Here is a 12,200-nt window from a genome sequence, read left to right as displayed (position 1 = left end):
TAAGAAACCTTCCGCGACACGGCTGAACCGATTGGCGGATGCGACTGTGGCTGGGGAAGGGCCTGAGTACCTTGGCATTGTGCCACGTCAACCATATGACGGTCCAACCCGGCTTCGCAACCCCCCGTTGTTGCTCATTCCCCGCTCATTCGGCTCAAGAAAGTAACTGTTTGATCTGCTGCAGCGTGGCGGGGTCGTCGATGGTGGTCAGGTCGCCGGGGTCGCGCTGCTCGCAGACGGCCTGGATGGCCCGGCGCAGCAGCTTGCCGCTGCGGGTCTTCGGCAGGCCGGAGACGAAACGCACGCGGGCCGGCCGGGCCAGGGCACCGAGCTGGTCGGCCACCAGCTTCATGATCTCGCCTTCGAGCTTCAGCGCCACGTCGGCATCGGTCACGGCCTTGCCGTCCCTGGGCACCACGAAGGCCATTGCGACCTGTCCCTTCAGCGCATCGGCCACGCCGACCACCGCCACCTCGGCGACGTTGGAATGCCCCGAGATGCTTTCCTCGATCTCGCGCGTGCCCAGCCGGTGGCCCGCCACGTTGATCACGTCGTCGGTGCGCCCGAGGATGTAGAAATAGCCGTCCTCGTCGCGGATGCCCCAGTCGAAGGTCGAATAGACCATCTTGCCGGGCACGCTCTTCCAGTACGTGTTGACGAAGCGCGCGTCGTCCTTCCACACGGTCTGCATGAAGCCCGGCGGGGTCGGCCCCTCGACCACGACCACGCCCTTCTCGTTCGCGCCGGTCAACTCCTCGCCGGTGGACTCGTGCACGATCCTGATGCGGTAGCCGTACATCGGCACCCCGGGGCTGCCGAACTTGCTGGGCTTGGGCTCGACGCCGTTGGCGATGGTGATCATCGGCCAGCCCGATTCGGTCTGCCAGTAGTTGTCGATGATCGGCACGCCCAGGCCCTCGCTGATCCAGCGTGCGGTCGGCTCGTCGAGCGGCTCGCCGGCCAGGAACAGCGCGCGCAACGTGGAGAGGTCGTATTTCTTCAGCAGCGCGGGGTCCTGCTTCTTGAGCACGCGCACCGCCGTGGGCGCGCTGAACATCACCGTCACTTTGTATTTCTCGACGAGGCGCCACCAGATGCCGCCGTCGGGCCCGCGGTCGATGCCCTGCGTGGGCAGGCCCTCGTACATGATCGTCGACATGCCTGCGATCAGCGGGCCGTAGACGATGTAGCTGTGGCCCACCACCCAGCCGATGTCGCTGGTCGAGAAGTAGGTCTCGCCGGGGCGGCCGTCGAAGATGTGCTTCATGCTCGCGGCCAGCGCGACCGCGTACCCGCCCACGTCGCGCTGCACGCCCTTGGGCTTGCCGGTGGTGCCGCTGGTGTAGATGGTGTAGCTGATGTCGGTAGAGGCCAGCCAGGTGCAGGGCACCTTGGCGTCGAGGTGCTTGCGGCGCAGCTCGGCGGCCAGGTGGTCGCGCCCCGCCGTCAGGTCCATCGGCGCCAGCCCCCGATCGGTGAGCAGCACGGCCGATGGCTTGTGCTTCGACAGCCGGATCGCCTCGTCGAGCAGCGGCTTGTACGCGATGACCTTGTTGCCGCGCGATCCCGCGTCGGCGCTCACGATCACCTTGGGCTCGGCGTCCTCGATGCGCGTGGCGAGCGAGCCGCTAGCGAAGCCGCCGAACACCACGCAGTGGATGGCACCGATGCGCGCGCAGGCCAGCATCGCGAAGGCGGCCTCCGGAATCATCGGCATGTAGATGAGCACGCGGTCGCCCTTACCCACGCCCAGCTCGAGGAGGCTGGCGGCGGTGCGCTGCACCTCGGCGTGCAGCTCGGCGAAGCTGTAGCTCTTCTCAACGCCGGTTTCGGTGGACACGAAGATCAGCGCCGGCTGGTCGCCACGCCCCGGCAGATGCCGGTCGACGGCGTTGTGGCAGAGGTTGGTGGTGCCGCCGACGAACCAGCGCGCGAAAGGCGGCTGGCTGGCGTCGAGGATCTGTTGCGCGGGCGTCTGCCAGTCGATCAGCTTCGCCTGCTCGGCCCAGAAGGCCTCGGGCGCGTCGACGGATTGGCGATAGAACTCTTCGTAGCGGCTCATCTCGGTTGTCTCCTGTTATTCGTCCAGTCCTGGCAGGCGCCAAAACTGAATTCATAATTATGGAGATCGATCTTGCAGCAAGCTGACAGCCGGGGCAAGCCAACGGCCCGGCCGCGCCGCCGCCAGCCGCTTTTCCATCTATCTATCCAACTAGCGGACGAGCGAGAGCACTTCAGGAAACGCAGGATGTTCCGCCGTACGCAGCCACTCGAAGCCGACCATCTCGGTCGTCACCAACTCGGCGCCAGCACCGGCCAGCCGGTCGAAGGCGGCATCGCGGTTGCGCTCGGTGCGCGAGCTGCAGGCGTCGGTGACGACCCAGACCTCGAACTCGTCTTCCAGCAGGTCGAGCGCCGTCTGCAGCAGGCAGACATGGGCTTCGCAGCCAGCGATGACGATGCTGTTGCGCTCCTCGGCGGGCGCCGCGGGCTTCTGCAGGTGCTTGGGCAGGCTGCGCGCATTGCCCTGCGGTGCCTTGGCCGGCACGCGCAGCCACTCGCCCAGGCCCTCTTCCACACCGCTGAAATGCATCTTCGACATGGTGCGCTGGCACTGCGCGCGGATGTCGGGCAGGTTCTGGCCCAGCTTGGAGGGGTTGTGCTCGGTGCCGAACACCGGCACCTGGAACAGCTTGGCCATCCTGCCGAGCCGCACGGCGTTCTGCGCGACCGCTTCCCCCTCGAAGATCGCCGGCATCAGGCGCGCCTGGTAATCGACCAGGACGAGTTGGGATTGCGAGGCGTCGAGCAGCATGAACGGGTTCTTTCTTTTTCAGGAATCGGTTGAATCGGGCTGAACCGTACCACCGAAAAGACCCGGTTGGCGCGCGCCGCCGGCAACGCGCTCCACGAGCTGCGCCACGTAGGCCTTGAACAGCGCGTCGGCCGACTGCCTGAACATGCGGATGCGCCCCGTGTGCTGCATCAGCAGCAGGCCGACGCCGTGCGCGAAGAGCGCGGTGTTCTCGCGCAGGGCTGCGTCGGCGTCCAGCCCCATGTCCTGCAGCGCCTCTTCGCAGGGCCGCAGGGCCTGGTAGAGATGGTCGTTCAACTCGTGGTCGAGCTCGCTGGTCAGCCCGCGCGGGCGCATGCCCTGCACCAGGTAGAAGCCCAGGTCGAGCTCGCGTGGGTTCGCGGCATAGAAGTCGAACCAGGCCTGGGCCCTCGCGGCGAGCGCCTGGCCGGGGCCGTCCTGCGGAGCGGAGGCCTCGGCCACCGCGGCCTGCAGCCGCTGGATGGACTCGTTCAGCAGGGCCGCGTAGATCGCCTCCTTGCTCTCGAAGTACGAATAGATGGCGCCCGGCGTATAGCCGGCCTTCCTGGCGATCTCCCGGACGCTGGCGCCCTCGATGCCGGCTTCCAGAAAGACCGCGCGGGCGGCATCGAGCACGAGGGTGCGGCGGGCGTCGCTGAGCGCCTGGCGGCGCTGGGTCTTGGCTTCCATGGACGGGACTATAGCCCTCGATTGATCGCACGCCAAATTTTTTGATCGTTGATTGAAAAATTGAACAATGTTTAAATCTCGATAAAACCCACCCGATCAGGAGACAGACACGATGAACGCCCCACTCCCCGGCACCTCCCTCATGTCCGGCGCCGACTACCGCGAATCGCTGCGCCGCTACAAGCCCACCGTGTTCGTCGACGGCCGCCGCGTCGACAGCGTGGCCGACGAAGCCGCCTTCCAGCCAGGCATCAATGCCATCGCCCTCACCTACGACTACGCCCGCAGGAGCGAGCACGAGCCGCTGATGACCGCCGTGCAGCACACCAGCGGCAAGCGGGTCAACCGGCTGTCCCACATCAACAGGAGCGCGGGCGACCTGCTCAACAAGCTCGAAGCCGTGCGGCTGGTCTGCCAGGAAACAGGCTGCGCCCAGCGCTACCTGACGCACGACGCGCTCAACGCCATCGCCCAGGTATCGGCCCGCATCGACGACGCGCGTGGCAGCACCGAACACACCGCGCGCTTCCACGAGTACCTCCACCGCGTGCAGGACCAGGACCTGACCCTGGGCGTGGCCATGACCGATGCCAAGGGCGACCGCAGCCGCCGGCCGCACGAGCAGGCGAACGTCGACAGCTACCTGCACGTGGTGGAGCGCAACGCGCGAGGCATCGTCATCTCGGGCACCAAGGCCATCGTGACCGGTGCGCCTTACGTGCACGAGTTGCTGGTCATGCCCTGCCGCAACATGGGCAAGGAAGACGCCGACTTCGCCGTCTGCTGCGCCGTGCCGCTGGATGCGCCCGGCCTCACCATCGTCGCGCGACCGGCGGGCCGGCCCGGAGAGAAACTGGAGCACGGCGACGCCCTCTTCAGCCGCAAGTACGGCCAGAGCACCGGCGTGTGCATGTTCGACCGCGTTTTCGTGCCCTGGGAGCGCGTGTTCTACGCGGGCGAGTGGGAGCACTCCGGCCACCTGACCTACAGCTATGCCACGCATCACCGCCACAGCTGCATCGGCGCGCGCGCCGGCTTCGGCGACCTGCTGATCGGCGCGGGGGCGCTGATGTGCGAGGCCAACGGCTTCGACCCGGGCAAGGAAAGCCACCTGCGTGAGCAGATGGTGGAGCTCATCACCATCACCGAGAGCTTCTTCGCCTGCGGCGTGGCGGCCAGCGTGTACGGCAAGGCCGATGAGCACTGCGAGGTGTTCATGCCCGACCCGGTGTTCAGCAACATCGGCAAGCTGCTGCTGGCCACGAAGATCTACGACATGCACCGCATTGCGCACTACGTGAGCGGCGGCCTGATCGTCACCCTGCCCGGCCCTGACGAAGACCACAACCCCGAGACCGCGGCCCGCCTGTCCGACGTGCTGCGCGCCAACCCGGCCATTCCCTACGAGCAGCGCATCGAGACGGCCCGATTCATCGAAGACCTGACGGCCGGCTACCAGGGCGGCTGGTACAGCGTGATCAGCCTGCACGGCGGCGGCTCGCCCGCGGCGATGAAGCAGGAGATCTGGCGCAACTACCCGGTCGGCTCCAAGGTCGAGCTGGTCGAACGCATCCTCGAACGCGGCATCGCGGCCGACGGCTCGCCCGCCGCCGCGCCGCACGACCCGGCCCGCGCCATCACCCGCAACCGCCAGCCCGGCAAGTGCTGCGACACCGGCTGCACCACGCCCGGCCAGGCCGTGATGGTCGAGCTGCCCGTCTCGCGGCGCGCCTAGACTCCGGCGGATGAAGAAGCTCTTCTCGAAACGTTTCTGCCTCGCCGCGCTGGGAATCGGCGCCGCCCTCCTCGTCACGGCCTGCGGTGCGGTGCGCAAGACCACGGTGCCAATGGCGACCTCGCTCGAAAAGAGCAGTTGCGCGCGCGGGAAGGTCGACACGCTGCTGGTCATGCTGCCGGGCGCCTATTCGACGCCAGACGAGTTCGAGCGCGAGGGCTTCGTCCGCGCGGTCGCCGACAACCGCATCGCGGCGGACGTGATGCTGGTCGACGCCCATCTCGGCTACTTCAACGACAAGACCATCCTCGACCGCCTGGGCGCCGACGTGGTGGCACCAGCGCGCAGCCAGGGCTACCGCCACATCTGGTTCGTCGGCATTTCGCTCGGCGGCTTCGGCGGCATGCTCTATGCGCAGACGCACCCCGGCGATCTTGCAGGGCTGGTGACGCTGGCCCCCTACCTCGGCGAGCGCGCGCTCGGCACGGACATCGCCAACGCCGGCGGGCTCGCCAAATGGAAGGGGCCGCTGACCGACCCGGCCGCCGAGCCTCCCCGGACACCCAACGAAACGCAGCTCTGGCAATGGCTGCGCGGCTATGCGGGCTTCACGGACACGGCGGGCGCACGGCCGCCGCTATATCTGGGCTATGGCGTGGACGACCGCTTCGCCTTCAGCAACCGGCTGCTGGCGGGCGTGCTGCCGCCCGAACGCGTCTTCACGACCGAAGGCGGCCACGACTGGCCCGAGTGGAACCGGCTCTGGCGCCGGATGCTGCCGACATTGCCGCTGCCAGGCTGCCCTGGCTGAATCAGTTCGGCCGCAGGCGCAGCAGCTTGCCGTCGGCCTCGTCGGTGAGCACGTAGAGGAGTCCGTCCGGCCCCTGCTTCACGTCGCGGATGCGGGCGCGGCCTTCGGCAAGCAGCTTGTGCTCGGCCGCCACCTTGCCGCCCTTGAGTTCGATGCGATCCAGGTAGCCGAATTTCAGCGAACCCACGAACAGGTTGCCCTTCCAGGCGGCGCCGTAGCGGTCGCTGGTCAGGAAGGCCATGCCCGATGGCGCGATCGACGGCACCCAGTAGTGCAGCGGCTGCTCCATGCCCTCCTTGGCCGTGATGCCGTCGCCGATCTTTCCGCCGCCGTAGTTCTCGCCGTAGGTGATCACGGGCCAGCCGTAGTTGCGGCCGGCCTGCGGAATATTGATTTCGTCGCCGCCTTGCGGGCCGTGCTCCGTCATCCAGAGGCGGCCGTCGGGCGCGAGCGTTGCGCCCTGCCCGTTGCGGTGGCCGTAGCTCCAGATCTCGGGCAGCGCGCCTGCCTTGCCGACAAAGGGGTTGTCCTTGGGCACCGAGCCATCCTTGCCGATGCGCACGATCTTGCCGAGGTGGTTGTCGAGCTTCTGCGCGTCTTCCTTGCGGCTGAAGCGGTCGCCGAGCGTGAGAAAGAGCGTTCCGTCGCGCGCCTCGACGATGCGGCAGCCGAAGTGGGCGCGGCTCGCCACCTTGGGCTGCTGGCTGAAGATGATCTTCAGCTCCTCCAGCCTCGTGCCGTCGGCCGACAGGTTGGCGCGCGCCAGCGCCGTGCTGTTGGCAGAGCCGCCGGCATCCGGTTCGGAGAAGCAGAAATACAGCGTGCGGTTCTTTTCGAAGCCGGAGTCGGCCAGCACGTCGAGCAGGCCGCCCTGCCCACCCGCCGCGATGGGCGGCAGGCCTGCGATGGGTGCACCGATCTTGCCGTCGGCACCGACCAGCCGCATGCGGCCCGGCCGCTCGGTCACCACGAAACGGCCGCCCGAAAGGAAGGTGACGCCCCATGGGTTTTCGAGCCCTGTCGCCACGGTTTCGGGTCGCGGCTGCGCGGCGGCGAGTCCACAGAACCCGATTACTGTGACAAATGCCCAACGACAAAGGAATGAGGAAAGAGGCAAGCGCGGCAAGTTCATGGCTTTTCCGTGAAGTTGAGGCGATCTTGACGAGAAATAGCGACCGAATCCAGCGCGAGCACCGATCCACCCGAGGTTCGACGGCCTTTCGGCCGTCAACCGTTTATGGACCATAAACGTTCGCCGTTACATTTTTTCTTTGACCGGATCGGAATTTTCTATGTAAATCAATGACTTACAGAGGGATCCGCTAATTCTGTTTAAATTGACATAACCGCGCGTCATCAATATCCTACGCGCCATGCGTTTTTTCGTCCTACCCGCATCCCTCCTCTTTGCCGTTGCAGTCCATGCAGCCCCCCAACAGGAAAAAACCGATGACGAGCTGGCACGAATGCTTGCCGACAAAGGCCTGATCGGACAACTCAAGCAGGTTCGTCAAACCGTCACGGAACGCACCTCCGATCTGGTCGTCACCGCCATCGGATTTCTCGGCGTCCCCTACCGCCGTGGCGGCAACACCGCCGAATCGGGTTTCGACTGCAGCGGCTTCGTCCGCGCCATGTACAACGAGACGGTCGGCCACATGCTCCCCCGCCGCGCCGAGGAGCAAGCCGCAGCCACCGAGAAGATCGACCGCAGCCAGCTCAAGCCCGGCGACCTCGTATTCTTCAACACCATGCGCCGCGCCTTCAGCCATGTCGGCATCTACGTCGGTGAAGGCAAGTTCATCCACTCCCCCCGCTCGGGCGCCCAGGTTCGTGTCGAAGACATGAATGGCAGCTACTGGCAGCGCCGCTTCGACGGCGCGCGCCGCGTAATGGGCGGATCGGCGGACGAAGTGAAGGCTGCGGCCGTCGCGAACACCGGCAACTGAGCCTCGCTTCCTGATCAAGGACGAAAAAAATCCCGCCTAGGCGGGATTTTTTATGGGCGCCCGATCGATCGACGGGCGCTCTTTTCGGCTTCTCAGCCCTTCTTCTGCGGCGGCAGGTCCGTGCAGGTGCCGTGCGCCACTTCCGCCGCCATGCCGATGCTTTCGCCCAGCGTCGGGTGCGGATGGATGGTCTTGCCGATGTCGATTTCGTCCGCGCCCATCTCGATGGCCAGCGCAATCTCGCCCAGCATGTCGCCGGCATGCGTGCCGACGATGCCGCCACCCAGGATACGGTGCGTCTCGGCGTCGAACAGCAGCTTGGTGAAGCCTTCGTCGCGGCCGTTGGCGATGGCGCGGCCCGAAGCCGTCCACGGGAAATGGCCCTTCTTGACCTTGATGCCTTCGGCCTTCGCCTGGTCTTCGGTCAGGCCGACCCACGCCACTTCGGGGTCGGTGTAGGCCACGCTCGGGATCACGCGGGCGTTGAAGGCCGCGCTCGACAGCTCCTTGTCGCCCTTGAGCTCGCCGGCGATGACTTCGGCCGCCACGTGCGCCTCGTGCACCGCCTTGTGCGCCAGCATGGGCTGGCCCACGATGTCGCCGATGGCGAAGATGTGCGGCACGTTGGTGCGCATCTGGATGTCGACCGGGATGAAGCCGCGGTCGCTCACCGTCACGCCGGCCTTCTCGGCGCCGATCTTCTTGCCGTTGGGGCTGCGGCCCACGGCCTGAAGCACCAGGTCGTACACCTGCGGCTCCTTCGGGGCGTTCTCGCCCTCGAAGGTGACCTTGATGCCTTCCTTCGTGGCCTCGGCGCCGACCGTCTTGGTCTTGAGCATGATGTTGTCGAAGCGCGGCGCGTTCATCTTCTGCCAGACCTTCACCAGGTCGCGATCCGCGCCCTGCATCAGGCCGTCGAGCATTTCGACCACGTCCAGGCGCGCGCCCAGCGTGGAATACACCGTGCCCATTTCGAGGCCGATGATGCCGCCGCCCAGGATCAGCATGCGCTTGGGGTCGGTGCCCATTTCCAGCGCACCGGTCGAGTCGACCACGCGCGGGTCCTTCGGCATGAAGGGCAGGCTCACGGCCTGCGAGCCGGCCGCGATGATCGCGCTGCGGAACTTGACGGTCTGCTTGCTGCCGGTGGTGTCCCAGCTGGTGCCGGAGGTTTCCTCGACCTCGATGTGGTGCGGGTCGATGAAGTTGCCGACGCCGCGCAGCACCGTCACCTTGCGCATCTTGGCCATGGCCGTGAGGCCGCTGGTGAGCTTGCCCACCACCTTGTTCTTGTGGCCGAGCAGCTTGGCGCGGTCGACCGTGGGCGCGCCGAAGCTCACACCGAGGTCGGCGAAGTGCTTGACCTCGTCCATGACCGAAGCCACGTGCAGCAGCGCCTTCGACGGGATGCAGCCGACGTTCAGGCACACGCCGCCGAGGGTGGCGTAGCGCTCGATCAGCACGACCTTCAGGCCGAGGTCGGCGGCACGGAAGGCGGCCGAGTAGCCGCCGGGGCCGGCGCCGAGCACGATCACGTCGCACTCGACGTCGACCTTGCCGCCGTAGCTGGACACAGCCACGGCCGGCGCAGCAGGGGCCGGTGCGGGTGCTGCAGCCTTAGCCGCGGGAGCGGCAGCCACCGGGGCAGGCGCAGCCGCGGCGGGCGCGGGTGCCGCGGCACCGTCGACCTCCAGCGTCAGCACCACCGAACCTTCGCTGACCTTGTCGCCCACCTTCACCGCGAGCGACTTCACCACGCCGGCGGCGGACGACGGAATCTCCATCGAGGCCTTGTCCGATTCGACCGTGATCAGCGACTGCTCGGCCTTGACCGTGTCTCCGACGTTGACCAGCACCTCGATGACCGCGACTTCGTCGAAGTCGCCGATGTCGGGCACCTTGATTTGTTGTTCGCTCATTTGGACACTTTCAGTTTGAGTGTGAGAACGTCGACCGGTGGGGCCGAATTGCGATCGAATTCGCAGGCGGCGGCGATCCCCGCCTCCGCCACTTCGCGCGAAGTGCGCGACTTGATGTCATAGGCCGCGTGCATGGCGCCGAGCGCAAAGCTGCGTCCCGAGCCGATGGCCCAGAACTCCTTGAACTCGAACACCTCGCGGTAGCTGTAGATGCCGTAGATGCCGCTGTGGTTGGCCATCAGCATCGTGAACTGGCTCGACTCATAGGGCTCGTGGTCGTCTTCCTTGGTCTGCATGAAGAACGAGTCCTTGAGCACCGGATGCAGCATCGTGAAGGTGCGGAAGATCTCGTGCTTGCTGCCGAACAGCAGTTGCTCGCGCGGCTGCGCGGCCAGCGCGTGCTGCAGCACCAGGAAGTGCGCGGCGGCGCCGGCCAGCGCGAACAGGCTGGTGCCCGCCGCGTCCTCGACGGTGAAGATCTTCTGGTTCGTCTCGGCGCGGTGCGAGAGCCGCGTGTCGCCGAAGGTCACCAGAGAATCCGCTGCCATCGTGACCTGGCCGCCCTTGCGGACGGCCACTACCGTGGTCATAGGAGGATTCGACGGTAGTCCGCGAGCACCTGGCCCAGGTAGGCGTTGAAACGCGCAGCCAGGGCGCCGTCGATCACGCGGTGGTCGTACGACAGCGACAGCGGCAGCGTCAGGCGCGGCACGAACTGCTTGCCGTCCCACACCGGCTTCATCGCGCTCTTCGAGAGGCCGAGGATGGCCACTTCGGGCGCGTTGATGATCGGCGTGAAGTGCGTGCCGCCGATGCCGCCGAGCGAGCTGATCGAGAAGCAGCCGCCCTGCATGTCGGCCGAGCCGAGCTTGCCGTCGCGCGCCTTCTTGGCGAGCTCGCCCATCTCGGCGCTGATCTGCAGGATGCCCTTCTTGTCGGCGTCCTTCAGCACGGGCACCACCAGGCCGTTGGGCGTGTCGGCCGCGAAGCCGATGTGGTAGTACTGCTTGTAGACGAGCTGGTCGCCGTCCAGGCTGGTGTTGAACTCGGGGAATTTCTTCAGCGCCGCGACCACCGCCTTGATGACGAAGGCCAGCATGGTCACCTTCACGCCCGACTTCTCGTTCTCCTTGTTGGTGGAGACGCGGAAGGCTTCGAGCTCGGTGATGTCGGCCTCGTCATTGTTGGTGACGTGCGGGATCATCACCCAGTTGCGGTGCAGGTTCGCGCCGCTGAGCTTCTTGATGCGCGACAGCTCCTTGCGCTCGACCGTGCCGAACTTGGTGAAGTCGACCTTGGGCCACGGGATGAGGCCCAGCGCCGCGCCGTCGCCACTGCCGCCACCGGCCGGCGCCTTGGCCGCCGAGGCCTTGGTGCTGGCCTGGCCGCTCATCACGGCCTTGGTGAAGTTCTGGATGTCTTCCTGCGTGATGCGGCCCTTGGGACCGGAGCCCTTGACCTCCTCGAGCGGCACGCCAAGCTCGCGGGCGAACTTGCGCACCGAAGGAGAGGCATGCGGCAGGTTGCCGCTGGGAGCGGCCGTCGGGTTGTGGGCCGGGGCTGCTGCTGCGGGCGCCGGTGACGGGGCTGCCGGGGCGGGAGCGCTCGCCGTGGCGGCTGCAGGAGCTGCGGCTGCCGCTGCCTGCGCAGGCGCCGGTGCGGCCGCACCGGCCGCGCCTTCGAGCACGGCGATCAGGTCGCCGATGTTGACCGTGTCGCCGACCTTGACCTTGAGTTCCTTGAGCACGCCGGCGGCCGACGATGGGATCTCCATCGAGGCCTTGTCCGACTCGACCGTGATCAGCGACTGCTCGGCCTTGATCGTGTCGCCCGGCTTCACCAGCACTTCGATGACGGCGACGTCCTTGAAGTCGCCGATGTCGGGCACCTTGACCTCGACCGGGCCCGAAGCCGCCGGAGTTGCCGGCGCAGGGGCCGCAGCAGCGGGTGCAGGAGCCGGTGCCGCTGCTGCCGGTGCCGCGGCGGGCGCCGGTGCCGCCGCGGCACCCGCTCCCTCGGCTTCGAGCACGAGCACCACCGAGCCTTCCTTGACCTTGCTGCCGACTTCGACCTTCAGTTCCTTGACCACACCGGCGGCCGACGACGGGATCTCCATCGACGCCTTGTCCGATTCGACCGTGATGAGCGACTGCTCGGCCTTCACCGTGTCGCCCACCTTCACGAGCACCTCGATCACCGCGACTTCATCGAAATCGCCGATGTCCGGCACCTTCACTTCCACTGCTGCCATATCGTTGTCTCCCGCCGTCAGGCGCCGTTC

10 protein-coding genes are annotated in these 12,200 nt (G+C 66.8%); 3 read left to right on the top strand and 7 right to left on the bottom strand.

Annotated features, from left to right (window positions below; all coding sequences use genetic code 11):
- Positions 1-154: 154 nt before the first annotated feature.
- The 3 genes from ABL844_RS13785 to ABL844_RS13775 form a co-directional block, all read right to left on the bottom strand.
- Positions 155-2,062, bottom strand: coding sequence for a propionate--CoA ligase (locus ABL844_RS13785; protein ID WP_418131639.1), 1,908 nt, complete (start codon positions 2,060-2,062; stop codon positions 155-157).
- A gap of 150 nt (positions 2,063-2,212) precedes the next feature.
- Positions 2,213-2,815 (bottom strand): isochorismatase family protein, encoded by a 603-nt coding sequence (locus ABL844_RS13780; RefSeq protein WP_184638599.1) that lies wholly within the window; start codon positions 2,813-2,815, stop codon positions 2,213-2,215.
- A gap of 18 nt (positions 2,816-2,833) precedes the next feature.
- A complete protein-coding gene (locus tag ABL844_RS13775; protein ID WP_369658471.1) occupies positions 2,834-3,505 on the bottom strand; it encodes a TetR/AcrR family transcriptional regulator in 672 nt (223 codons plus the stop codon).
- 112 nt (positions 3,506-3,617) lie between these two features.
- On the opposite strand from ABL844_RS13775, the gene ABL844_RS13770 reads away from it, so the two are divergent.
- On the top strand, positions 3,618-5,240 hold the full coding sequence (locus tag ABL844_RS13770) for a 4-hydroxyphenylacetate 3-hydroxylase family protein (RefSeq protein WP_418131638.1): 1,623 nt from the start codon (positions 3,618-3,620) through the stop codon (positions 5,238-5,240).
- Between the two features lie 10 nt (positions 5,241-5,250).
- On the top strand, positions 5,251-6,051 hold the full coding sequence (locus tag ABL844_RS13765; RefSeq protein ID WP_418131637.1) for an alpha/beta hydrolase: 801 nt from the start codon (positions 5,251-5,253) through the stop codon (positions 6,049-6,051).
- A 1-nt stretch (position 6,052) separates the two neighbouring features.
- On the opposite strand, the gene ABL844_RS13760 is transcribed toward ABL844_RS13765, so the two are convergent.
- Complete coding sequence (locus ABL844_RS13760) at positions 6,053-7,183, bottom strand: PQQ-dependent sugar dehydrogenase (RefSeq protein WP_418131636.1); 1,131 nt, start codon at positions 7,181-7,183, stop codon at positions 6,053-6,055.
- 241 nt (positions 7,184-7,424) lie between these two features.
- Here ABL844_RS13760 and ABL844_RS13755 point away from each other — a divergent pair, with 241 nt between their 5' ends.
- Positions 7,425-8,000 carry a C40 family peptidase gene (locus ABL844_RS13755; RefSeq protein ID WP_126018778.1) on the top strand — a complete coding sequence of 192 codons (576 nt, stop codon included), beginning with the start codon at positions 7,425-7,427 and terminating at the stop codon, positions 7,998-8,000.
- A 92-nt stretch (positions 8,001-8,092) separates the two neighbouring features.
- Here the strand turns inward: ABL844_RS13755 and lpdA are convergent, their stop codons facing one another.
- Genes lpdA through aceF form a run of 3 tightly spaced genes read right to left on the bottom strand, consistent with a single transcriptional unit; the run spans position 8,093 to position 12,170 of the window.
- Entirely contained in the window at positions 8,093-9,919 is a 1,827-nt protein-coding gene (gene lpdA / locus ABL844_RS13750; RefSeq protein WP_418131635.1) for a dihydrolipoyl dehydrogenase, read from the bottom strand.
- Positions 9,916-10,509 carry an MFS transporter gene (locus ABL844_RS13745; protein ID WP_369658477.1) on the bottom strand — a complete coding sequence of 198 codons (594 nt, stop codon included), beginning with the start codon at positions 10,507-10,509 and terminating at the stop codon, positions 9,916-9,918. The genes lpdA and ABL844_RS13745 overlap by 4 nt, the downstream gene beginning before the upstream one ends.
- Positions 10,506-12,170 carry a dihydrolipoyllysine-residue acetyltransferase gene (gene aceF, locus ABL844_RS13740; protein WP_418131634.1) on the bottom strand — a complete coding sequence of 555 codons (1,665 nt, stop codon included), beginning with the start codon at positions 12,168-12,170 and terminating at the stop codon, positions 10,506-10,508. The genes ABL844_RS13745 and aceF overlap by 4 nt, the downstream gene beginning before the upstream one ends.
- Positions 12,171-12,200: the final 30 nt, after the last annotated feature.

This window comes from Variovorax sp. 278MFTsu5.1, assembly GCF_048305045.1.
GTDB classification, from domain to species: Bacteria; Pseudomonadota; Gammaproteobacteria; order Burkholderiales; family Burkholderiaceae_C; genus Variovorax; species Variovorax guangxiensis.
This window is presented reverse-complemented; position numbering and strand designations above follow the sequence as displayed.